Source organism: Thiomonas bhubaneswarensis (assembly GCF_001418255.1).
Taxonomy (GTDB): domain Bacteria; phylum Pseudomonadota; class Gammaproteobacteria; order Burkholderiales; family Burkholderiaceae_C; genus Thiomonas; species Thiomonas bhubaneswarensis.
Genome location: NZ_LIPV01000005.1, coordinates 66,245 through 88,282, shown reverse-complemented (window position 1 = coordinate 88,282; position 22,038 = coordinate 66,245). Strand labels below are relative to the sequence as shown.

The 22,038-nt window shown below is 64.9% G+C and carries 18 protein-coding genes and 1 tRNA gene; 10 read left to right on the top strand and 9 right to left on the bottom strand.

Going from position 1 to position 22,038, the window contains the following annotated elements; translation table 11 throughout:
• Nucleotides 1-120: 120 nt before the first annotated feature.
• Nucleotides 121-2,436, top strand: coding sequence for a UvrD-helicase domain-containing protein (locus tag ASC45_RS07910; protein WP_055450499.1), 2,316 nt, complete (start codon nt 121-123; stop codon nt 2,434-2,436).
• 66 nt (nt 2,437-2,502) lie between these two features.
• Here ASC45_RS07910 and ASC45_RS07905 read toward each other — a convergent pair.
• The 8 genes from ASC45_RS07905 to ASC45_RS16055 form a co-directional block, all read right to left on the bottom strand.
• Nucleotides 2,503-2,578, bottom strand: a tRNA-Thr gene (locus ASC45_RS07905).
• 43 nt (nt 2,579-2,621) lie between these two features.
• The gene (locus ASC45_RS07900; RefSeq protein ID WP_055450498.1) at nt 2,622-3,644 is read right to left on the bottom strand and encodes a class 1 fructose-bisphosphatase; all 1,023 of its coding nucleotides are present in this window, start codon (nt 3,642-3,644) and stop codon (nt 2,622-2,624) included.
• A 35-nt stretch (nt 3,645-3,679) separates the two neighbouring features.
• Entirely contained in the window at nt 3,680-6,352 is a 2,673-nt protein-coding gene (pepN, locus tag ASC45_RS07895) for an aminopeptidase N (protein ID WP_055450497.1), read from the bottom strand.
• Between the two features lie 31 nt (nt 6,353-6,383).
• A protein-coding gene (gene prfB, locus ASC45_RS07890; protein WP_141655758.1) for a peptide chain release factor 2 occupies nt 6,384-7,488 on the bottom strand; the annotation gives its coding sequence in 2 pieces (ribosomal slippage) (nt 6,384-7,406 and nt 7,408-7,488; 1,104 coding nt in all).
• A gap of 221 nt (nt 7,489-7,709) precedes the next feature.
• Nucleotides 7,710-8,840, bottom strand: a complete 1,131-nt coding sequence (dnaJ, locus tag ASC45_RS07885) for a molecular chaperone DnaJ (protein WP_055450495.1) — start codon at nt 8,838-8,840, stop codon at nt 7,710-7,712.
• Nucleotides 8,841-8,936: 96 nt separating this feature from the next.
• The gene (gene dnaK / locus ASC45_RS07880) at nt 8,937-10,883 is read right to left on the bottom strand and encodes a molecular chaperone DnaK (protein WP_055450494.1); all 1,947 of its coding nucleotides are present in this window, start codon (nt 10,881-10,883) and stop codon (nt 8,937-8,939) included.
• A gap of 99 nt (nt 10,884-10,982) precedes the next feature.
• Nucleotides 10,983-11,540: a nucleotide exchange factor GrpE gene (grpE, locus tag ASC45_RS07875; RefSeq protein ID WP_055450493.1), complete on the bottom strand. Its 558-nt coding sequence runs from the start codon at nt 11,538-11,540 to the stop codon at nt 10,983-10,985.
• Between the two features lie 211 nt (nt 11,541-11,751).
• The gene (locus ASC45_RS16055; protein ID WP_245610003.1) at nt 11,752-12,093 is read right to left on the bottom strand and encodes a hypothetical protein; all 342 of its coding nucleotides are present in this window, start codon (nt 12,091-12,093) and stop codon (nt 11,752-11,754) included.
• A gap of 26 nt (nt 12,094-12,119) precedes the next feature.
• On the opposite strand from ASC45_RS16055, the gene ASC45_RS07865 reads away from it, so the two are divergent.
• A complete protein-coding gene (locus tag ASC45_RS07865; protein ID WP_055450491.1) occupies nt 12,120-12,608 on the top strand; it encodes a low molecular weight protein-tyrosine-phosphatase in 489 nt (162 codons plus the stop codon).
• 7 nt (nt 12,609-12,615) lie between these two features.
• Here ASC45_RS07865 and ASC45_RS07860 read toward each other — a convergent pair whose 3' ends face one another.
• The gene (locus ASC45_RS07860; RefSeq protein WP_055450490.1) at nt 12,616-13,788 is read right to left on the bottom strand and encodes a GNAT family N-acetyltransferase; all 1,173 of its coding nucleotides are present in this window, start codon (nt 13,786-13,788) and stop codon (nt 12,616-12,618) included.
• Between ASC45_RS07860 and ASC45_RS07855 the strand changes: the two genes are divergently transcribed.
• The 8 genes from ASC45_RS07855 (at nt 13,787) to pilW (ending at nt 22,035) form a co-directional block, all read left to right on the top strand.
• Nucleotides 13,787-15,469, top strand: coding sequence for an NAD+ synthase (locus ASC45_RS07855; RefSeq protein ID WP_055450489.1), 1,683 nt, complete (start codon nt 13,787-13,789; stop codon nt 15,467-15,469). The two genes, ASC45_RS07860 and ASC45_RS07855, sit on opposite strands and share 2 nt — an antisense overlap.
• Nucleotides 15,470-15,533: 64 nt before the next feature.
• Nucleotides 15,534-15,872 (top strand): P-II family nitrogen regulator, encoded by a 339-nt coding sequence (locus tag ASC45_RS07850; protein ID WP_055450488.1) that lies wholly within the window; start codon nt 15,534-15,536, stop codon nt 15,870-15,872.
• A 30-nt stretch (nt 15,873-15,902) separates the two neighbouring features.
• Complete coding sequence (locus tag ASC45_RS07845) at nt 15,903-16,964, top strand: 2Fe-2S iron-sulfur cluster binding domain-containing protein (protein WP_055450487.1); 1,062 nt, start codon at nt 15,903-15,905, stop codon at nt 16,962-16,964.
• A gap of 148 nt (nt 16,965-17,112) precedes the next feature.
• Nucleotides 17,113-17,835, top strand: a complete 723-nt coding sequence (gene scpB / locus ASC45_RS07840) for an SMC-Scp complex subunit ScpB (protein ID WP_055450486.1) — start codon at nt 17,113-17,115, stop codon at nt 17,833-17,835.
• A complete protein-coding gene (gene rluB, locus ASC45_RS07835; RefSeq protein WP_055450485.1) occupies nt 17,832-19,490 on the top strand; it encodes a 23S rRNA pseudouridine(2605) synthase RluB in 1,659 nt (552 codons plus the stop codon). The genes scpB and rluB overlap by 4 nt, the downstream gene beginning before the upstream one ends.
• A gap of 87 nt (nt 19,491-19,577) precedes the next feature.
• Complete coding sequence (ndk, locus tag ASC45_RS07830) at nt 19,578-20,003, top strand: nucleoside-diphosphate kinase (RefSeq protein WP_055450484.1); 426 nt, start codon at nt 19,578-19,580, stop codon at nt 20,001-20,003.
• Between the two features lie 26 nt (nt 20,004-20,029).
• Nucleotides 20,030-21,169 (top strand): dual-specificity RNA methyltransferase RlmN, encoded by a 1,140-nt coding sequence (rlmN, locus tag ASC45_RS07825; RefSeq protein ID WP_055450483.1) that lies wholly within the window; start codon nt 20,030-20,032, stop codon nt 21,167-21,169.
• Between the two features lie 14 nt (nt 21,170-21,183).
• A complete protein-coding gene (gene pilW, locus ASC45_RS07820; protein ID WP_055450482.1) occupies nt 21,184-22,035 on the top strand; it encodes a type IV pilus biogenesis/stability protein PilW in 852 nt (283 codons plus the stop codon).
• The last annotated feature ends 3 nt before the right edge of the window (nt 22,036-22,038 follow it).

Sequence of the window (22,038 nt, the reverse complement as noted above, 5' to 3'; positions counted from 1 at the left end):
CGCAGGGCTTTGCTGTCCCATTTTGCAGCCCGCGATCCTCAAGTCCGACAGACTCCTAGGCCCGGGGGAAGATCGAACCGAGGCAGAGGACATTCGACCCTGGCGCCCTAAAATCCGTCCATGTCTGCCCTCATCCAACAACTCAATCCCGAGCAGCACGCCGCTGTCACCTTGCCCGCTGAGAATGCCCTGATCCTCGCTGGCGCTGGAAGCGGAAAAACGCGAGTGCTCACCACTCGCATCGCTTGGCTGATTTCCACCGGGCAGGTCAGCCCGGCTGGCATTCTGGCCGTGACCTTCACCAACAAGGCGGCCAAGGAAATGATGGCGCGCCTGTCTGCCCAGCTCCCCATTTCGGTCAGGGGCATGTGGATCGGCACCTTCCATGGTCTGTGCAACCGCTTTCTGCGGGCGCATTGGCGTGAGGCGGGTCTGCCCCAGACTTTTCAGATTCTCGACGTTCAGGATCAGCTCGCCAACATCAAGCGCCTGCTCAAAGCGCTGAACGTGGACGAGCAGCGCCATCCGCCCAAGCAGGTGCAATGGTTCATCAACGGCGCCAAGGAACAGGGTCTGCGCCCGGGCGATGTCGAGGCGCGCGACCAGCAAAGCCGCCAACTGGTCGAGATCTACCTGGCTTATGAGGCGCAATGCACCCGCGACGGCGTGGCCGACTTTGCCGAGCTGCTGCTGCGCTCGTATGAAATCCTGCGCGACAACCCCGCCATCCGCGCGCATTACCGCCAGCGCTTTCGCCACATCCTGGTGGACGAGTTCCAGGACACCAACCGCTTGCAGTACCAATGGCTCAAGCTGCTGGCCGGGCCGGAAGACGCACAGGGCGCCTGCGTGTTCGCCGTCGGTGACGACGACCAGAGCATCTACGCCTTCCGGGGCGCGCACGCTGGCAATATGGACGATTACCAGCGCGAGTTTCATGTGCGCCACCTCATCAAGCTGGAGCGCAACTACCGCTCGCATGGTCACATCCTCGATTCGGCCAACACCCTGATCGCCAATAACGCGCGCCGCCTGGGCAAAAACCTGCGCACCGAGGCCGGCGCGGGCGAGCCGGTGCGGGTGTTCGAGGCGCCGAGCGACTATGCCGAAGCGCAGTGGCTGATCGACGAAGTGCGACAACTGCTGCGCGAAGGGCTGCCGCACAGCGAGATCGCCGTGCTCTACCGCGCCAACGCGCTGTCGCGGGTGATCGAGGGCGCGCTCTTCAATGCGGGCCTGCCTTATCGCGTGTATGGCGGTCTGCGGTTTTTCGAGCGTGCCGAGGTCAAGCATGCGCTGGCCTACCTGCGCCTGCTCGACAACCCGCAGGACGACACCGCCTTCCTGCGCGTGGTCAACTTCCCGGCGCGCGGCATCGGCGCCCGTACCCTGGAGCAGTTGCAGGACGCCGCCCGCCTGCGCGCCACGCCGCTGAGCGAAGCCGTCGACGCTCTCGGCGGACGTGGTGCGGCCAGCCTCCAGGCCTTTCTCGATCTGGTGGCGCAGATGCGCTTTCAGACCGCGGCGATGAGCCTGCCCGATCTGGTTCGGCACGTCCTTGAAGCCAGCGGCCTCAACGCCCACTATCGGGAGGAACGCGAGGGTCAGGAACGGCTGGAAAACCTGGAGGAACTGGTCAACGCCGCCGCGGCTTTCGTCACCCAGGAAGGCTTCGGTCTGAACGCGACGGCGCAGCAGCGCCAGGCGCTCGGCACGGCATCCGACGCTGCCGACAGTCCAGCGGCCATCGAGGCCATCGACCCCGCCACCGGCGAAACCCTCTCGCCATTGACCGCCTTCCTCACCCACGCCGCGCTCGAAGCCGGCGACAACCAGGCGCAGAACGGACAGGACGCCATCCAGATGATGACCGTCCACGCGGCCAAGGGCCTGGAGTTCGACGCGGTCTTCATCACCGGCCTCGAAGAAGGCCTGTTCCCGCATGAAAACGCCCTGAGCGAAGCCGACGGCGTGGAAGAAGAGCGCCGCCTGATGTATGTGGCCATCACCCGCGCGCGCAAGCGCCTCTACCTCAGCCTGGCCCAGACCCGCATGCTCCACGGACAGACGCGCTACAACCTGCGCAGCCGCTTCTTCGACGAACTCCCTCCCCAGGCGCTCAAATGGCTCAGCGCGAAGCAGCCCGGTTTCAGTCAGGTGCTCGCAAGCAGCTTCGACCGAGACGAGCAGCGCGGATGGAACGCGCCTTCCAAGGCTGTTTCAGGTGGCTTTGACCCTTCCACTTTCACGCCGCCCCCGCCCAAGACCAGCCACGGCCTGCGGGTAGGGCAGGGCGTGTTTCACAACAAGTTCGGTGAAGGCGTGGTGCTGAGCCTGGAAGGCAGTGGCGACGAGGCCCGCGCCCAGGTCAGGTTCAACCGCCACGGCACCAAGTGGCTGGCGCTGAACATCGCCAAGCTCACGCCGGTGAATTAGCCACGCCCTGCCCGGGGGGCGCAAGACGAGAAAAACAAAACCCGCCATCGGGCGGGTTGTTTTGTCTGGTGCCGGTGAGAGGAGTCGAACCCCCGACCTTCGCATTACGAATGCGCTGCTCTACCAACTGAGCTACACCGGCGAAGCCCGCCATTCTATACCAGCGGTGTGGCAAGACCGGTAGTTCAGGCGGTTTGGGAAGCGGCTTCGGCGTGGTAGCGCTGCAGCAGTTCGACTTCTTCGCGCGAGCCCAGCATCACGCTGCAACGCTCGTGCAAGGAGGTGGGCGCAATGTCGAGGATGCGTTGCTGGCCGTTCGTGGCTGCGCCGCCGGCCTGTTCCACGAGGAAGCTCATGGGGTTGGCTTCGTACAGCAGGCGCAGCTTGCCGGGCTTGTTGGGTTCGCGCTTGTCCCACGGGTACAGGAACACGCCGCCGCGCATGAGGATGCGGTGCACGTCGGCCACCATGCTGCCCACCCAGCGCATATTGAAGTCGCGCCCGCGCGGGCCCTCCTTGCCTTGCAGGCATTCGTCGATGTAGCGCTTCACCGGGGGCGCCCAGTGGCGCAGGTTCGACATGTTGACGGAAAACTCGCTGGTGCGGGCGGGAATCTGCAGATCGCTCTGGGTGAGGACGAAACTGCCCTGTTCGCGATCGAGGGTGAACACCGCCACGCCGCGCCCCACGGTGAGCACGAGCTGGGTCTGCGGGCCATACACGCAATAGCCCGCGGCGACCTGCTTTGCGCCGGCCTGAAGGAAGTGTTCTTCGCGCACCTCGCCGGCGTTGGCTGGCAGTTGCAGAACCGAAAAGATGGTGCCGATGGTGACGTCGACGTCGATGTTGGACGAGCCGTCGAGCGGGTCGAACAGCAGCAGATACTCGCCACGCGGGTAGTTCTCGGATACGGGAAAGACGGTGTCCATTTCTTCCGAGGCCATGGCCGCGAGGTGCCCGCCCCATTCGTTGGCATGAATCAGCACGTCGTTGGCGATGACGTCGAGCTTTTTCTGCACTTCACCCTGCACATTGCCGGTTCCGGCGGAGCCAAGCACATCGCCCAGGGCGCCTTTGTTCACGGCGATGCTGATGCGCTTGCAGGCGCGCGCGACCACCTCGACGAGCAGACGCAGTTGCGGGGTGATGATGCCGTGCTCGCGCTCCTGTTCGACGAGGTAGCGGGTGAGGTTGACGGATTGGGTCATGGGGAAGTCTCTGGAAGGAAAGGGGCGCGCTGAGATCAGTTGGCCAAGGCGCGTTCGATGATTTCTCGGGTGTCGGAAGACAGCATGGCGCTGTCTGCCACGGAGCGCAGCGCCTGCTGCGCGGCGTCGCGATAAACGGGCGCGAGTTTGCGCCAGCGGTCGAGGGCGCGCGCCAGTCGGGCCGCGACCTGCGGGTTGATGGCATCGAGCGCCTGCACTTGCTCGGCCCAGAATGCATAGCCAGCTCCATCGGCGCGGTGGAAGGCGCCGGGGTTGGCCTGGCAGTAGGCGAACAGCACGCTGCGAGCGCGGTTGGGGTTTTGCAGCGAGAAGGCCGGGTGCTGCATGAGCGCGCGCACCCGATCGAGTTGCCGACCGTCATGGTCGGGGCTACTTGCCTGCAGCGCGAACCATTTGTCCATGACCAGCGCTTCGCCGGCGAATTGAGCGGCGAAACGCTCCAGCGCCGGTTTGGCCAGTTCGGCACCGACCTGCACCAGCGCCGCCAGGGCGGCAAAGCGGTCGGTCATGTTGTCGGCGTCTTTCACGCGCTGATAGACCCGTCCCAGCCAGCTCGTCTGTCCCAGCTCGCACAGATGCGCCTGCGCCAGATTGCGCAGCGCACGGCGGCCGGCGCTGGCGAAATCGGGGCTGTAGCCGCCTTGGGGTGTGAGGCTGTCCCAGAGGGCTTGCCAGTCATCGGCGAGTTCATGCGCGAGTGCGGTGCGCAGCGCCTGGCGGGCGCGGTGGATGCGGGGCGGATCGACCTCGTCGAGCTGTTCGGCGATATAGCTCTCGCCCGGCGGGGTGAGCAGCAGCTCTTTGAAGGCGGGGTCGAGCTTCGGGTCGCGCAGCACGGCGCGCAGCGCGTCGAGATAGGCCGGATCGAGTTGCAGCTCATCGCCACGCACGGCTGCCAGCACGCGTGCCAGGGTCAGCCGCTGCGCCGCTTCCCAGCGGTTGAAAGGGTCTGCGTCGTGAGCCAGCAGGTGGAGCAGGTCGGCGTCGGGGTAGGCGTAGTCGAGGATGACCGGTGCCGAGAAACGGCGCAGCAGCGAAGGGGTGACGGCGGCAGCGTCGATGTTGCCGAAGGTGAAGGTCTGCTCGGTCTCGGTGAGCACCAGCACGGTGTCGGAGCCTTTGTCCTGCCCATCCAGCCAAAGCGGCAGGGCGGCGCCATCGGGCCCCAGCAGCCCCATGGCGACGGGGATGACCTGGGGCTGTTTGTCGCTCTGGCCCGGGGTATCGGGCAGGGTTTGGCGCAGGGTGAGGGTGTAGGTGCGCGAGGCCGGGTCGAGCGATCCGCTGGCATGCAGGTGCGGTGTGCCGGCCTGGCTGTACCAGCGCTTGAAGGCGACGAGATGTTGCGCCAGCGGCGATTGCGGATTGGCGTCGGCCATGGCCTGGGCGAAGTCGTCGCAGGTCACGGCCTGGCCGTCGAAGCGCTGGAAGTACAGGTCCATACCCTTGCGGAAACCGGCTCGGCCCACCAGGGTCTGCATCATGCGCACCACCTCGGCGCCTTTTTCGTAGACGGTGGCGGTGTAGAAGTTGTCGATGGCCTGGTACTGCTCCGGGCGCACCGGGTGCGCCATCGGCCCGGCGTCTTCGGAGAACTGCGCGGTGCGCAAAACGCGCACGTCTTCGATGCGCTTGACCGCGCGCGCCGATTCGCCGCCCGCCGCGGCGGCCAGATCCTGGCTGAACTCCTGGTCGCGGAAGACGGTGAGGCCTTCCTTGAGACTGAGCTGGAACCAGTCGCGGCAGGTGATGCGATTGCCCGTCCAGTTGTGAAAATATTCGTGGCCGACCACGCTTTCGATGCCGTCGTAGTCGGCATCGGTGGCGGTGGCGGGGTTGGCCAGAACGTACTTGGTGTTGAAAATGTTGAGACCCTTGTTCTCCATCGCGCCCATGTTGAAGTCGCTCACCGCGACGATCATGAAGCGGTCGAGGTCGAGGCTTAGGCCGAAGCGCTGTTCGTCCCACGCGATCGACTTGATGAGCGACTCCATCGCATGCTCGGTCTTGTCGAGATCGCCCGCGCGCACATAGACCTGCAGCAGATGCGTCTTGCCCGAGGCGGCGCGCACCGTCTGCTCGCGGCACACCAGATTGCCGGCCACCAGCGCGAACAGGTAGCAGGGCTTGGGAAACGGGTCGTCCCAGACCGCCTCGTGGCGGCCGCCGTCCAGGTCAGTATGCGACACCAGATTGCCGTTGGACAGCAGCACGGGGTAAGCGGCCTTGTCGGCCCGCAGCGTGACGTGAAAGCGGCTCATCACATCCGGGCGGTCGGGCCAGTAGGTGATGCGGCGAAAGCCCTCGGCCTCGCACTGGGTGAAAAACGCGCCGCCCGACATGTAGAGCCCCGCCAACTGGGTATTGGCCTGGGGGACGTTGAGGGTTTCGATCTCCAGCGTGAAAGCCTCGGGCAGCTTGTCGAGCACGAGTTTGTCGGTTTCCTGGCGGAAGGCGACGAATTCGCCGTTGACCTTCAGGGTCAGCAGGGTGATGTCCTCACCGTCGAGCACGAGAGCTGCCGACTCTGCGGCGCCCGCGACGCGGCGCACGGCCATGCGGCTGTGCACGCGGGTCTTGGCGGGGTCGAGGTCGAAGCGCAGATGCACGCTGTCGATGGCGTAAGCCGGTGGGGTGTAGTCTGTCAGGCGGGTGATGCGGGCGGGCGTGTCGGGTTTGGCGGTCATGGCGGTGCGACGTTTTAGCGAGCGATAAGGATCAGAGGCCGGATTTCAGGCTGGCGGTGATGAATTCGTCGAGATCGCCGTCGAGCACCTTCTGGGTGTTGGAGATTTCGACGTTGGTGCGCAGATCCTTGATGCGGCTCTGGTCGAGCACATAGCTGCGGATCTGGTGGCCCCAGCCGACATCGCTCTTGCTCGATTCGAGTTTCTGCTGCTCGGCCATGCGCTTGCGCATCTCGTGCTCGTATAGCCGCGAGCGCAGCATCTGCCAGGCCTCGTCGCGGTTGCGATGCTGGCTGCGGTCGTTCTGGCACTGCACCACGATGCCCGTGGGAATGTGCGTGAGCCGCACCGCCGAGTCGGTCTTGTTGATGTGCTGCCCACCGGCGCCGCTGGCACGGAAGGTGTCGGTACGCACGTCGGCGGGGTTGATGTCGATCTCGATCGAGTCGTCTACCTCGGGATAGACGAACACGCTGGCGAAGCTGGTGTGGCGCCCGCCGGATGAATCGAACGGGCTCTTGCGCACCAGGCGGTGCACTCCGGTTTCGGTGCGGAGCTGGCCGTAGGCGTAGTCGCCCTCGACCTTGATGGTGGCGCTGCGGATACCGGCTACATCGCCCTCGGTCTCTTCCATCACCTCGACCTTGAAGCCCTTGCGCTCGCAGTAGCGCAGGTACTGGCGCAGCAGCATGCTCGCCCAGTCCTGCGCCTCGGTGCCGCCGGCGCCGGCCTGGATGTCGATGAAGCAGTTGCTCGGATCGAGCGGGTTGGAGAACATGCGGCGGAACTCCAGCGCCTCGACCTCGGCGGCCGACTGCTCGATATCGGCTTCAATGGCCTCGCAGGTGGCGTCATCGCCCTCTTCGCGCGACATTTCGAACAGCTCGTTGTGATCGGCCAGCGCGGCGGTGAGCTTCTGCAGCCCGAGCACCACGACTTCGAGCGACTTGCGCTCGCGCCCCAGTTCCTGCGCGCGCTTGGGGTCGTTCCAGACCTGCGGGTCTTCGAGCGCCCCCGCCACTTCCATCAGCCGCGCCGACTTGGCATCGAAGTCAAAGATACCCCCTTAGCGCTTGAACGCGCTGTTGCAGGTCGGCGATGCGGTTGGAGATGGCGTTGAGACGTTCGGCTTCCATGATGCTTCTGAAATGAAAAAGGGTGCCATTTTCGCATCCTAAGGAGTCTGTCGGGTTTGGGGCGTGGAAAGCGAAAAATGGGCCTGTGGATGCCATGTGGCGGCGGGTTTGCAGCCCCATAGCCGCAGCTATGGGGCAAAAAGCCGCTGCCGCAAGGCGCCGCAGGGTCATTTTGCAGCCCGCGATCCTCAAGCCCGGCAGACTCTTGGCGCTTCGCGTGCTCAAAGCGGCTTGAAGAACTCCTTGGCCTTGTCGAACCACGACTTGGCTTGCGGCGAATGGCGGTCGCCACCTTTTTTGAGCGACTCGTCGAGTTCGCGCAGAAGGCGCTTCTGTTCTTCGTTGAGCTTGACCGGCGTTTCCACGGTGATGTGGCAGTACAGATCGCCGGGGTAGCTCGAACGCAGGCCCTTGATGCCCTTGCCACGCAGACGGAAGGTCTTGCCGGTCTGCGTGCCCTCGGGCAGGTCGATCTCGGCCTTGCCGCCCAGCGTGGGCACGTCAATGCTGCCACCAAGAGCAGCCGTGGCCATGCTCACCGGGACATGACAGTGCAGGTCGTCGCCGTCGCGCTCGAAGACCGGGTGCTGCTTGATGTGGATTTCCACGTACAGGTCGCCGGGCGGCCCGCCGTTGATGCCGGGTTCGCCGTTGCCCGTGGAGCGAATGCGCATGCCCGAGTCGATGCCCGCGGGGATCTGCACCTCCAGGGTTTTCTGCTTCTGGACGCGGCCGCGCCCATGACAGGCGGTGCAGGGCTCGGGGATGAGCTTGCCCGTGCCGTGGCAGGTCGGGCAGGTCTGCTGCATGGCGAACGGCCCCATGCGCTGCGCCACCTGGCCGCTGCCGTGGCAGGTGGTGCAGGTGATGGGTTTGGTGCCGGGCTTGGCGCCACTGCCGTGGCAGGTGCCGCATTCTTCCCAGCCGGGAATGCGCAGGTTCTTGCTCACGCCGTGCGCCGCGTCCTCGAGGGTGATCTCCAGCGAGTAGCTCAGATCGTTGCCTCGATAGACCTGCGGCCCGCCGCCCCCGCGGCGCCCGCCGCCGAAGATTTCGTCGAAGATGTTGCCGAAGTCGCCAAATCCGCCCGCACCGCCACCGAATCCTCCAAACCCGCCAGCCGACGGATCGACTCCGGCGTGGCCGTATTGGTCGTAGGCCGCGCGCTTCTGCGAGTCGCACAGGCACTCGTAGGCTTCCTTGACGATCTTGAACTGCTCTTCAGACTCTTTGTTGCCCTGATTGCGGTCAGGGTGATGCTTCATGGCCAGCTTGCGGTAGGCCTTCTTGATCTCGTCTTCCGAGGCGTTCTTGCTCACGCCCAGGACTTCGTAGTAATCGCGTTTTGCCACGGGTTATGCCTTGCGAATCGGTTCAACAACAATGGACAAACGGGAGGGCCGCGCAATCAGCGGCCCTCCCGTCAGGGGACATCAACGTCGCGGCGATCAGGCCTTGCCGTCCTTCACTTCCTTGAACTCGGCATCGACCACGGTGTCGTCGCCCGCGGCCTGCGCACCCGCACCGGCTGAGGAGCCACCCCCAGACGCGCCCCCGGCGGCCTGTTCGCCGGCCTGGCTGGCGTACATCTTCTCGCCCAGCTTCTGGCTGGCGGCGAGCAGGGCGCTGGTCTTGGCTTCGATGTCGGCCTTGTCTTCCGACTTGATCGCCTCTTCGGCGGCTTTCAGCGCATCCTCGATGGCGGTCTTTTCGCCGGCATCGATCTTGTCGCCGTACTCGCCCAGCGACTTGCGCACCGAATGCACGGCGGCGTCGGCTTGGTTGCGGGCGTCGACCAGTTCGCGCTTCTTGTGGTCTTCTTCCGCATTGGCCTCGGCGTCACGCACCATGCGCTGCACTTCCTCTTCGCTCAGCCCGGAGTTGGCCTTGATGGTGATCTTGTTCTCCTTGCCGGTGCCTTTGTCTTTGGCGCTGACGTGCAGAATGCCGTTGGCGTCGATGTCGAAGGTCACCTCGATCTGAGGCACGCCGCGCGGGGCCGGCGGAATGCCTTCGAGGTTGAACTCGCCCAGCAGCTTGTTGCCGGCGGCCATCTCGCGCTCGCCCTGGTACACCTTGATGGTCACCGCGGGCTGGTTGTCATCCGCGGTCGAATAGACCTGCGCATGCTTGGTCGGCACGGTGGTGTTCTTGGTGATCATCTTGGTCATCACGCCGCCCATGGTCTCGATGCCCAGAGACAGCGGGGTCACGTCGAGCAGCAGCACGTCCTTGCGGTCACCCGCCAGCACCGAGCCCTGGATGGCAGCGCCCACGGCCACGGCCTCGTCGGGGTTCACGTCCTTGCGCGGCTCCTTGCCGAAGAATTCCTTGACCTTGTCCTGCACCTTGGGCATGCGGGTCATGCCGCCGACCAGGATGACGTCGTCGATGTCGCCCACCTTCACGCCAGCATCGGTGATGGCGGTGCGGCAAGGGGCGATGGTGCGCTCGATGAGTTCTTCCACCAGGCTCTCGAGCTTGGCGCGGGTGAGCTTGAGGTTGAGGTGCTTCGGACCGGAAGCGTCTGCGGTGACGTAAGGCAGGTTGATTTCGGTCTGCGTCGAGCTGGAGAGCTCGATCTTGGCTTTCTCGGCCGCGTCTTTCAGGCGCTGCAGCGCGAGCACGTCCTTGCTCAGATCGACGCCCTGTTCCTTCTTGAATTCGGCGATGATGTAGTCGATGATGCGCTGGTCGAAGTCTTCGCCGCCGAGGAAGGTGTCGCCATTGGTCGACAGCACTTCGAACTGCTTCTCACCCTCGACATCGGCGATTTCGATGATGGAGATGTCGAACGTGCCGCCTCCGAGGTCATACACCGCGATCTTGCGGTCGCCCTTGCCGTGCTTGTCCAGACCGAAGGCCAGGGCCGCAGCGGTGGGCTCGTTGATGATGCGCTTGACGTCCAGACCGGCGATGCGGCCCGCGTCCTTGGTGGCCTGGCGCTGGCTGTCGTTGAAATAGGCGGGCACGGTGATCACCGCCTCGGTCACGGTTTCACCGAGGTAGTCTTCCGCGGTCTTTTTCATCTTGCGCAGCACTTCGGCGCTGATCTGGGGCGGCGCGAGCTTCTTGCCGCGCACCTCCACCCAGGCGTCGCCGTTGTCGGCCTTGACGATGCTGTAGGGCATCAGGTCGATGTCTTTCTGCACTTCCTTTTCGGTGAACTTGCGGCCGATCAGGCGCTTGACGGCGTAAAGCGTGTTCTTGGGGTTGGTGACCGACTGCCGCTTGGCCGAAGCGCCCACCAGAATCTCGCCGTCTTCCATATAGGCGACGATCGAGGGCGTGGTGCGCGCGCCTTCGCTGTTTTCGATGACCTTGGGCGTATTGCCCTCCATGACCGCCACGCAGGAGTTGGTGGTGCCCAGGTCGATGCCGATGATTTTTGCCATGGAAACTCTCCGAATGTGCCGCGCCGAGTGGCGCTGATTTTTGACTACTGATTAAATGAGGTGGCCCGTCACCAATTCAAGCCCCGGGCCGCCGCGCGATCACTGCGCCACCGTGACCAAGGCCGGGCGAAGGGTGCGCTCGGCGATGCGATAGCCTTTTTGCAAGACCGAAGCCACCGAGCCCGAGGGCAGTTCTGCGGGCTGCACGGAAATGGCTTGGTGCAGCGCGGGATCGAACTTGTCGCCCGGCGCTGGCGCAATCTCCTGCAGGCGGTTGCGCTCGAAAGCCGATTTCATCTGGTTCAGGGTCAGTTCCACGCCTTGCTTGAGCACCTCGGGCTTGCCGCTGGTGTCGGCCAGCGCTGCTTCGAGGCTGTCCTTCACCGGCAGCAGCGCTTCCGCGAAGCTCTCTACCGCGAATTTGCGAGCCTTGGCGGTTTCCTCCTCGGCACGACGGCGGATGTTTTCGACCTCGGCACGGGCGCGCAGCAACTGGTCGTTGAGCTTGGTGATCTCTTCCTGCGCCTGCGCCAGTTCATCGGCGACCGCGGGCTCGGGAATCAGGTCGTGAGGCGACGCGTCGGCGGCAGCCCGCGGATCGGCCGACGGCGTGGTGTGGGAATCGGACGAAGACGGAGTCTCGGGGGAAGTCTGCATGGTTCGCGATGCGGCTGAAAATTGACCTTGGTGTTATGGGGGTGTTCGCGCGAACTTCAAGGGCTGTCGATGCAGCAGCGCCCGCGCGCCTGGGTGTGGGGCATTCGAGCGGACGAAAAAAATCCCCCGCAGCGGACTGTGGGGGATTTTGGGGCCGAATTCGGCGTAGGGCCGTCGGCTCTGAGCCCGAGACTCTGGGCTCAAGGCGCTCTTACTGAGCCTTCTTCTCTTCTTTCTTCATTTCCTTGTGCTCGGCCTTTTTGTGGTGTTCGGCCTTCTTGTGTTCGACTTTGTGGTGCTCTTTCTTCATTTCCTTGTGCGCTTCGGGCTTGGCGGCCTCGGGAGCAGCCGGAGCGGGGGTTTGCGCCATGGCAACGGTGGCGAACAGGGAGGCGAACAGAGTGGCAACAATCTTCTTCATGGGATGAACTTTCAAATTTGAGTGGAAGAGATCCAAGCCGGATCGAAGCCTTAATGGGGCACGCGTCGAATCCGTTGACATGCCGCGCAAAGATTTTTGAAGGCGATCACGATAATTTGAGTCCTGAACCATCCGATATTCCTTTTTCGCAATCTGTCATGTCCGATTTTTCGATCCTTTTCGTCTGCATGGGCAATATCTGCCGTTCGCCCACGGCCGAAGGCGTGTTTCGTGCCAAGGTGAGGGACGCTGGTCTGGAAAAGCGCGTTCACATCGACTCGGCCGGCACCCACGCCTTCCATGTGGGTTCGGCGCCCGATCGGCGCAGTCAACGCTACGCGCTGCAGCGGGGCTACGACCTCTCGGGGCTGCGCGCCCGCGCCGTGGAGGAGGCCGACTTCTCGCGTTTCGACCTGCTGCTGGCGATGGATTGGGACAATCTTGCGTTGTTGGAGCAGCAGGCACCCCCGCAATTTGCCTCACGCTGTCGCCTGTTTCTGAGCTTTGCGCCGCAGGCGCCGGTGGCGGCGGTACCCGACCCGTATTACGGCACGGAGCGCGATTTCGAGCGGGTGCTCGACCTCGTGGAGGAGGCGAGCACGGGTTTGCTCGCCTTCGTCGAAAAACAGCTCGCCTTGCGCGGTTGAACCGACCCTACTGAACCTCTCGAAACGGCAGTCGCTGCTGCAACTGCTCTTGATGGGCCGCCAGATCGGCGGACTCCCGTTCCAGATAGTCCTCCACGGCCTGGGCAAACCGGGGGTGGGCGAGCCAGTGGGCCGAGCGGGTCGCCACGGGTTGCAGGCCGCGCGCCATCTTGTGTTCGCCCTGGGCGCCGCCTTCGAAAGTGGTGTAGCCGTGGGCGAGGCACCAGGCGATGGGCTGGTAGTAGCAGGCATCGAAGTGCAGGGCTGGAATCGCCACGGTGGCGCCCCAGTAGCGGCCGTAGGCGATGCGGCTGCTTGGGTCGAGAAGAATGAGTGAGCTGGCGACGGGCTTCCCTTCGCGTTCGGCGATGAACAGCAGGCAATGCTCGGGCATGTCGCGGCCCACGGTGCGGAAGAATTCGGCGTTGAGATAGGGCGTCGAGCCGTGAAGGGCATAGGTCGTCTCGTAGCAGCGGCTGAAATAGGCCCAGTCGCGTTCGGTGATTTCCAGGCCCTGAAGGGCTCGAAACGCGACCCCGGCGTCACGGACCTGGCGTTGCTCCTGTTTGATTTTTTTGCGTTTGTCATGCCGCAGACTGGAGAGAAAGGCGGCATAGTCGGGCCACGGCGGCTCGCCCTCGGCGGGCGGGTTACGCCAGTGGAACTGCAACGTGGTGCGCTCCAGCAGCCCGAGTTCGGCGCACCACTGAGCCTCTTGCGGATCGAGGAACAGGGCGTGCAAGGAGCTCAGGCCGCTGCGCCTAGCCAAGGCCAGAACCTCTTGCAGCAGTGCCTGGCGCGCCTGGTCGTCGCGCCCGAGCAGCTTGGCACCGCCGACGGGGGTGAACGGCACCGCGAGCAGGAGCTTGGGGTAATAGGGCAGGCCGTGTTCGGAGTAGGCGCGTGCCCAGGCCCAGTCGAACACATACTCGCCGTAGGAATGCGACTTCACATACAGCACGCAGGCGGCGGCGAGCCCACCGGCGCGATCTTTGAGGCTGACGACGACGGGCTGCCAGCCGGTCTGCGCCCCGACGCAGCCGGCGCGCTCCAGTGCGCTCAGCCAGGCATGCCGCTGGAACGGCGTGGTGCCCGGCGTGGTGCGGACCAGTTCGCCCCAGACCTCGGCGGGCACGGTGCTCACCGACTCTGCCAACTCAGTGCGAAAATCCTCAGCCATGACGCTCCGAATCGCTGTTGTGCAATGCAACCCCACCGTGGGGGACTTGAAGGCCAATGCCGCCCAGATCGCGCATCTGGCCCAGCGCGCCTACGCCCAGGGTGCTCGCGTGGTGCTCACTCCCGAGCTGGCGCTCACCGGCTATCCGCCGGAGGATCTGTTGCTGCGGCCGGCCTTTCTTCGAGCCAGTGCAGATGCATTGAAGCAGCTCGCGCTTGACCTGTCTGACTTGCCGGATTTGGCGCTGGTCGTCGGCCATCCGGTTGCGCTGTCGGGCGCCGACGCCCCGCGTCTGGCTTCGACTCAGCAGGCGGTGGCCTGCAATGCGGCCTCGCTGCTGCGAGGCGGTGTGATCGAGGCAACCTACTGCAAGCATGAACTGCCCAATTACCAGGTTTTTGACGAGCGGCGTTACTTTGCGCCCGGAGACCAGGCCGTGGTGTTTGAGGCCGGGGGGACGCATTTCGGCATCAATATCTGCGAAGACGCCTGGTTTCCACACGCGCCGCGCAAGGCGCGTGCGGCCGGGGCCCAGGTGCTGCTGGTGCTCAACGCCTCGCCCTATCACCGTGGCAAGACGGCCGAGCGCGAGCAGGTGATGCGCCAGCGCTGTCTGGAAAACGGCATGGCCCTGGTTGCCTCGCAGATGGTGGGCGGGCAGGACGAGATCGTGTTCGACGGCGCCTCCTTTGTGCTCGACCGCAGCGGTGATCTGGTGGCGCGGGCACCGCAGTTCACCGAAGACCTTTTGATGGTCGATGTGGCGGGAGGCGAAGTCCTCAGACAAGCGCCGGCGCACGTCGCCCCGCTCAAGACCGATCATGCCGAGGTTTATGCCGCGCTGACACTGGGGGTGCGCGATTACCTGGGCAAGAACGGCTTTCCCGGAGCACTCATCGGCCTGTCGGGCGGCGCGGATTCGGCGCTGGTGCTCGCCATCGCCGTGGATGCCCTCGGCGCGGACAAGGTGCGGGCGGTGATGATGCCGTCCGAATTCACCGCCCAGATGTCGCTTGACGATGCGGCCGAGATGGCCAGGCGTCTGGGCGTGCAGTACGACGTGCTGCCGATCACGCCGCTGTTCGACGCGTTTCGCGCCACGCTGGCGCCGCTGCTGCAGGCCCGCCCGGGCGACACCACGCTGGAGAACATCCAGGCCCGCATTCGCGGCACCCTGCTGATGGGCCTGTCGAACAATAGCGGGCGCATCGTGCTGACCACCGGCAACAAGAGCGAGATGGCCATGGGCTACGCCACGCTGTATGGCGACATGGCCGGAGGGTTCGCGGTCATCAAGGACGTGACCAAGACCCTGGTCTGGGAACTAGCGCGCTGGCGCAATGCGCAGGCGGCCGCGCTGGGGGAGGCCGAGGTCATCCCGCAGCGCATCATCACCCGCGCGCCCAGCGCCGAGCTGCGGCCCGACCAGACCGACCAGGACAGTCTGCCGCCTTATGATGTGCTCGACGGCATTCTGCAGCGCTACATGGAGCAGGACCAGAGTGCCGACGCCGTGATCGCCGCGGGCTACGCGCGGGCCGACGTCGAGCGCGTGGTGCACCTGCTCAAGCTCGCCGAATACAAGCGCCGCCAGGCCCCGCCGGGCATACGCATCACCCACCGCGCCTTTGGCCGCGATTGGCGCTATCCGATCACGTCCAAATTCCGGGAATCGTTCTGATTTCTGCCGAAATGGTTGCAGCCAGTTAAATTCCACTTTCCATTCAACACCGAGGAGCCCTGACATGAAACTCATCACCGCCATCATCAAACCGTTCAAGCTCGACGAGGTGCGTGAGGCGTTGGCCGAGATCGGGGTCACCGGACTGACGGTGACCGAGGTCAAGGGATTCGGGCGCCAGAAGGGCCATACCGAGCTGTACCGTGGGGCCGAGTATGTGGTGGATTTTCTGCCCAAGGTGAAGGTCGAGGCCGTGGTCAAGGGCGATCAGGTGGAACGTGCCATCGAAGCCATTTTGAAGTCCGCCCGCACCGGCAAGATCGGCGACGGCAAGATTTTCGTCACCAGCATCGAGCAGGTTGTGCGCATTCGCACGGGCGAGACGGGCGAGGTCGCTGTCTGACAACCTGACCGACCACGCCTGTTTGAATCCATGCCCCGCGTTCACATCCTCCCTTCGGAAACCGACCTTCTCGCCGATCCCGACGAGAACCTGCTCAAACTCTTGCGGCGGCATCAGGTGCCCATACGCTATTCCTGCAAGTCCGGGGAATGCGGCTCCTGCAAGTGCGTGCTCGAATCGGGGCAGGTCAAGCTGAAAAAGTACGACCCCAAGGCCCTGCCCAATGCGCAACGAGACAGTGGCGTCATTCTGGCCTGCCGCGCGCTGCTGACCGAAGACATCACCATCCGGCTCACCGATAGCGACGATCTGATCGCCCACCCTGAACGCAAGCTGCTGTGCCGCGTCGTGGCGCTGGAGCCGCTGACACAGGACATCTTCGCCCTCAGGTTGCACATCGAGTTCGCCGACTTGGGCGGCATCCCGTTCACCTTCTCGGCCGGACAATACGCGCAGATCGTGGTGGACGTGGACGGACACGAAATCGCCCGCGACTTTTCCATGGCCAGCACGCCGGTGGACGCCGAATATGACGACATGCTGGAGTTCCACATCCGCCGCACCCCCACGGGCGCCCTGAGCAGCCTGTTGGGCACGGTGATACGTCCAGGCGCGCAACTCCTGGTGCGAGGGCCGATGGGAACGAGCTACTTCCGTCCCCGCCACGAGGGGCCGTTGTATGCCGTCGGTGGCGGCACGGGTCTTGCGCCCATGCTGAGCGTGGTGCAGACCGCGCTGGACAACGGCAAGCTCGAACCGGTGGTGCTGTTCGCCGGCTTTCGCAACCAGGCCGATGTCTATGGTCTGGATCGCATGGAGCAGATGCGCCGGGACTACCGCCATTTCAGCTATCACCTTGCGCTCGACGAGGCAGGGCCCGGCGACCCACCGCGGGCGGTGCATCGCCCGCTGGCTGCACACTTGTTCGACCAGGTCAACGATTTTGCGGGCGCCAAGGTCTATCTGGCGGGGCCGCCCGGCATGGTCGAAGCCATCAGCGCCCAATTGCGCGAGCGCGGATTGCCTGAAGGCGATCTGCACGCCGACGCGTTCTATCCGCCTGTGCCCGCGGAGCTGGCCGCCTGCGATTGAGTGCGGAAGATCGGCCTGGGCAGATCGACGTATTAAAATCTTTGCGCAATCTCCTGCGGCGCACCGACATCGACACCACGCGCCTGCCTTCGGGCCCCCGCTGCACAGCGGATGAAATCCGGCTGATGCCGCCATTTACCGGGTATCTATGAACACGCTAGAGGCCAAGCGCGTCCTCGAGACCGCGCTGATCTGTGCTTCCCAAGCCTTGTCCGTCGCCGAGCTGCGGCGCCTGTTCGACGACACGATCGCCGCAGACACCGTGCGCGCGTTGCTCGACGAATTGCGCAGCGACTGGCAGGGACGCGGCATCGAACTGGTGCAACTGGCGCAGGGCTGGCGTTTCCAGAGCCGGGCAGAGATGCAACCTTTTCTCGATCGGCTCTATCCCGAGAAGCCGCAGAAATATTCGCGCGCTGTGCTGGAAACCCTGGCAATCATCGCCTATCGTCAACCGGTCACCCGAGGCGACATCGAAGAGATCCGCGGCGTCGTGGTCAACGCTCAGATCATTCGTCAGCTCGAAGACCGGGGCTGGGTCGAGACCATCGGCCACCGGGAGGCGCCGGGACGCCCAGCGCTGCTGGCGACCACCCAGCAATTTCTCGACGATCTGGGCCTGAAAACCCTCGACGCGCTGCCCCCGTTGGGGGAGCGCGGCGAGGCCTTGTCCCCATTCGACGGCCTGCAGCAACGCTTGCCCGACATCGAGCGCTCTGACGAAACCGACGCCGAGGCGGAAACGGCAGCCGCCGACCTCGACCCTCATCGCCCGCCGGAAACAACCGACGGCCTGCAGGCATCCCCCACGCCCGGCAACCCTGCTGAGGGCGAACTGCCTTTGACGGACCCCACCACGAATGCACCATGAGCCCATCCGACCCGTCTGATTCACCCGACACCGGCGCCCCCCTCGAAGCCGTGGACGCCACGGCGGAGGCGCCTGTTGCGCGCAAGCCGCGGGCGCCGTCGCGGCGAGCCCCGCGCAAGACCGCAGCGCAAGCCGCAGCCCTGGCCGAAGCCGAGGCGGAGTCGGCTGCCGCGCTGCCTCCTTCTGCGCCGGTCGACGCGCATCAGGCCGAGGCCATCGTGAACAGCCAGGCCGATGCGGCGACTTCGGTTGACGCGCCGCTCTCCGAGGTGGTGTCGACGCAGCCCCAGCGCAAGCCGCGTCCGCCCAAGGCCCGCCGTGCCGTCGCCGAGGCAGCGCCGCAGGACGGTGAGGAGCAAGCCGCAGCCGCGGCGGCGCCCGCGGCTGTGGCAAAACCGCCCATGGTGGGCGTACAGATTCAGGACGTGATTTCGGGCACCTACGATCAGGCTGCGGAAAGCGCCGAGATCGTGCGTCGCGTGCTGGCCCCGGCCGAAGACGCGCCCAAGCTGCACAAGGTGCTGGCACAGAGCGGCGTGGGTTCGCGCCGCGAGATGGAAGACCTGATCCTGGCCGGTCGGGTCTCGGTCAACGGCGAGCCCGCGCATCTAGGGCAACGCATCCTGCCCACCGACCAGATTCGCGTCAACGGCAAGATCATCAAACGTCGTCTGCGTCCGGCGCAGGCGCGCGTGCTGGCCTATCACAAGCCGACGGGCGAAGTCGTCTCGTTCAAGGACCCCGAAGGTCGTCCCACGGTCTTTCAGCATCTGCCCAAGCTTCAGGGCGCGAAGTGGACGGCGGTCGGGCGCCTGGACATCAATACCGAAGGCCTGCTGCTCTTCACCACCTCGGGCGATCTGGCCAATCGGCTGATGCATCCGAGTTATGGCGCCGAGCGCGAATACGCGGTGCGGGTGCTGGGCGAGCTCGATGCATCCGCCCGCGACGAACTGCTCCAGGGCGTGCAGCTCGGCGACGGCCCGGCTCGCTTTCTCAGCCTCGAGGAGGCGGGCGGCGAGGGCGCCAATCGCTGGTGGCGGGTGGTCATTGCCGAAGGACGCAACCGGGAGGTGCGGCGCATGTTCGAGGCCGTCGGGCTGACGGTGAGCCGGCTCATCCGGGTCCGCTACGCCAGCGTGGTGCTGCCTGCCGGATTGCGCCGTGGCGACTTCGTCGAACTCGACAAGGCGGTGGTGCAGGCCTTGCAGGGGCGCAGTGGGCAGGCGCCTGCTGCGGCAGGCGATCGCTCCGTGCGTGGCCAGAAGGGGCAAGGCCAGGGTGGTCGCCGTCAGGACAGTCGTGGCGGCGGCCGCGGGGGACGCGGCAAGGGGCAGGGCGGCGGCCAGCAGCAACCCGGGCCGGACAGCTATGCCCGCACCACGGTCGAGGCCCTGTTCGGCAAGAGCCCGGTCGTGCGCAGCGGCGGTGGCTCCTGGGGCGGCGAAGGTCATTTCTCCACAGGGAACAAGCCCGGCGGGCAATCACGCCGCAAATCGGGTGGCAAGCAGGGCAGTTCGCAGCCGGATCCGATGAAAACCAGCTTCGGCTACATCCACAAAGACGCCGGACCGCATCGGTCGGGTGGCGGTGGCGGCCCCTCTGGCGGGCGCCGTCGCGGCGGTGGAGGCGGCGGCAATCGCGGCGGACGCTGATCCGTGGCGTTGCGGGCCCACGCAGTGCAGCATCCATCATGGGCTGTCTACAATGATGAATTAACCCTTTGATTTCAGGAGCAAAGTATGACCATTGAGCGCACGCTCTCCATCATTAAACCCGATGCCGTCGCCAAGAACGTGATCGGGCAGATCTACAGCCGTTTCGAGTCGGCCGGCCTCAAGATCGTGGCCGCGCGCATGGCCCATCTGTCGCGTGCCGAGGCCGAGGCGTTCTACGCCGTGCACAAGGCGCGTCCGTTCTTCAACGATCTGGTGACGTTCATGATCTCCGGCCCAGTGATGATCCAGGTGCTCGAAGGCGAAGGCGCCATTCTCAAGAACCGCGACCTGATGGGCGCGACCGACCCGAAGAAGGCTGCGCCCGGCACCATCCGCGCCGACTTTGCCGACAGCATCGACGCCAATGCGGTTCACGGCTCCGACGCGGCTGAGACCGCAGCGCAGGAAATCGCTTTCTTTTTCCCGCAAATGGCGATCTATTCGCGCTAAAAACCGGCGCACGCAACATCGCAGCCATGCCAGGCGAACCAAACTCCACCAACCTGCTCCAGTTCGATCGCGACGGATTGGTGGACTGGTTCGGGCGCCATGGCCACGCGGCCTTTCGTGCGCGACAGGTGTTCCGCTGGGTGCACCAGAAAGGCGTGGCCGATTTCGAGGCCATGAGCAATCTGGCCAAGCCGCTGCGGCAGTTTCTGCGTGACCATGCGCAGGTCGCGCCCTTGCCCGTGCTCACCGAGTCGCGTTCGGCAGATGGCACGGTGAAGTGGCTGTTCGATGTGGGCCAGGGCAACGCCGTCGAGGCCGTGTTCATTCCCGAAGCCCAGCGCAACACTCTGTGTGTGTCGTCGCAGGCCGGTTGCGCGGTGAACTGCAAGTTCTGCTCGACGGGCCACCAGGGCTTCAGCCGCAATCTGCAGACCTGGGAAATTCTCGCCCAGCTCTGGCATGCCGAATTCACCATGCGCCGTGAACTCGGTCTTCCTGCCAGCGAACGCGCCATCTCCAATGTGGTGATGATGGGCATGGGCGAGCCGCTGCAGAACTACGGCGCGCTGCTTCCGGCGCTGCGTGTCATGCTCGACGACGACGGCTACGGCCTGTCGCGGCGCCGGGTGACGGTGTCCACCTCTGGCGTGGTGCCCATGATCGACCGCCTGTCGCAGGACTGCCCGGTGGCGCTGGCGGTTTCGCTGCACGCGCCCGTCGATGCGCTGCGCGACGAGTTGGTGCCGCTCAACCGCAAGTATCCGCTGCACGAATTGCTGGCGGCCTGCAAGCGCTATCTCGAGTTCGCGCCGCGCGACTTCATCACCTTCGAATACTGCATGCTCGACGGTGTGAACGACACCCCGGCTCTGGCGCAGGAACTGGTCAGGCTGGTGCGTTCGGCGCAGGTCAACTGCAAGTTCAATCTGATTCCGTTCAACCCGTTCCCCGAGTCGGGTCTGCACCGTTCTTCGGCGGCGCGCGTTGCGGCCTTTGCCCAGGTGCTGTTAGACGCGGGTCTGGTCACCACTGTGCGCAAGACCCGTGGCGACGATATCGATGCCGCCTGTGGTCAACTGGCGGGCGAGGTGCAGGATCGCACCCGTCGAGTCATCCGCATGCAGCGGGCAGCCGCGACATCGTCTGTGGTGCGGCTGGGTCATTGAGGGAGAGTCTGCCCATGTTCTCACGTCTTCGTGCGCGACCCAGTTTTTCGCATGGGCGCGTGGCCCTCATGGGCTTGCTGATGGCAGGCGCATTGCTGCTGGGCGGTTGTGCCTCGCAGACGCAGCGCGCCACAGACATGGGCTCGGGCGCGGTACTGTCGCCGCAGCAGAGCGATGTGCTCAAGCGCGTGCAATTGCGACTCGAACTCGCCGAGGGCTACTACCAGCGAGGCCAGTTTCAGGTCGCGCTTGAAGAGGTCGACAAGGCCTTGGCGGACAAGTCGGACTATGTGCCCGCCTACACCATGCGAGCGCTGATCTACACCGCGCTGAACGACAGCGCGAAGGCCGAAGCCAATTACCGCGAGGCGCTGCGTCTGTCGCCCGACAATCCCGATGCGCTGCACAACTATGGCTGGTTTCTCTGCCAGCAGCGTCGGTATCCGGATTCGTTCGCTCAGTTCAACAAGGCCTTGTCGATTCAGAACTACCGCTACCCGGTGCGCACCTACCTGGCCTTGGGCGTATGCCAGTACCGCGCGGGCGACTGGGCCGCATCGGAAGGCACGCTCAAGAAGGGCTTTGCACTCGACCCGGGCAATCCGGCCTTGTCCACCAATCTGGCCGTGGTGCTCGACCGCCTGGGCAAGGACAAGGAGGCCTTGTTCTACATCGCGCGGGTCAACAGTGGTCAATATGCGAGCGCCCAGTCGCTCTGGGTCGGCATTCTGATAGCCCGCAAGGCAGGCAATGCGGCGAATGTGGCGCTTTGGACCAACCAGCTTGAGCAGCGTTTTCCTGACTCGCGCGAAGCCATCGCCGCGCAACAGGGGCGGTTCGATGATTCCGCCTTGCTGAACTACTGATCC

What these genes read in the sequence shown, in the direction of transcription:
- ASC45_RS07910 (WP_055450499.1), top strand. Translation starts at nt 121, where the DNA reads ATGTCTGCCCTCATCCAACAACTCAATCCCGAGCAGCACGCCGCTGTC.
- ASC45_RS07900 (WP_055450498.1), bottom strand. Translation starts at nt 3,644, where the DNA reads ATGACCCAATCCGTCAACCTCACCCGCTACCTCGTCGAACAGGAGCGC.
- pepN (WP_055450497.1), bottom strand. Translation starts at nt 6,352, where the DNA reads ATGACCGCCAAACCCGACACGCCCGCCCGCATCACCCGCCTGACAGAC.
- dnaK (WP_055450494.1), bottom strand. Translation starts at nt 10,883, where the DNA reads ATGGCAAAAATCATCGGCATCGACCTGGGCACCACCAACTCCTGCGTG.
- grpE (WP_055450493.1), bottom strand. Translation starts at nt 11,540, where the DNA reads ATGCAGACTTCCCCCGAGACTCCGTCTTCGTCCGATTCCCACACCACG.
- ASC45_RS16055 (WP_245610003.1), bottom strand. Translation starts at nt 12,093, where the DNA reads ATGGTTCAGGACTCAAATTATCGTGATCGCCTTCAAAAATCTTTGCGC.
- ASC45_RS07865 (WP_055450491.1), top strand. Translation starts at nt 12,120, where the DNA reads ATGTCCGATTTTTCGATCCTTTTCGTCTGCATGGGCAATATCTGCCGT.
- ASC45_RS07855 (WP_055450489.1), top strand. Translation starts at nt 13,787, where the DNA reads ATGACGCTCCGAATCGCTGTTGTGCAATGCAACCCCACCGTGGGGGAC.
- ASC45_RS07860 (WP_055450490.1), bottom strand. Translation starts at nt 13,788, where the DNA reads ATGGCTGAGGATTTTCGCACTGAGTTGGCAGAGTCGGTGAGCACCGTG.
- ASC45_RS07850 (WP_055450488.1), top strand. Translation starts at nt 15,534, where the DNA reads ATGAAACTCATCACCGCCATCATCAAACCGTTCAAGCTCGACGAGGTG.
- ASC45_RS07845 (WP_055450487.1), top strand. Translation starts at nt 15,903, where the DNA reads ATGCCCCGCGTTCACATCCTCCCTTCGGAAACCGACCTTCTCGCCGAT.
- scpB (WP_055450486.1), top strand. Translation starts at nt 17,113, where the DNA reads ATGAACACGCTAGAGGCCAAGCGCGTCCTCGAGACCGCGCTGATCTGT.
- rluB (WP_055450485.1), top strand. Translation starts at nt 17,832, where the DNA reads ATGAGCCCATCCGACCCGTCTGATTCACCCGACACCGGCGCCCCCCTC.
- ndk (WP_055450484.1), top strand. Translation starts at nt 19,578, where the DNA reads ATGACCATTGAGCGCACGCTCTCCATCATTAAACCCGATGCCGTCGCC.
- rlmN (WP_055450483.1), top strand. Translation starts at nt 20,030, where the DNA reads ATGCCAGGCGAACCAAACTCCACCAACCTGCTCCAGTTCGATCGCGAC.
- pilW (WP_055450482.1), top strand. Translation starts at nt 21,184, where the DNA reads ATGTTCTCACGTCTTCGTGCGCGACCCAGTTTTTCGCATGGGCGCGTG.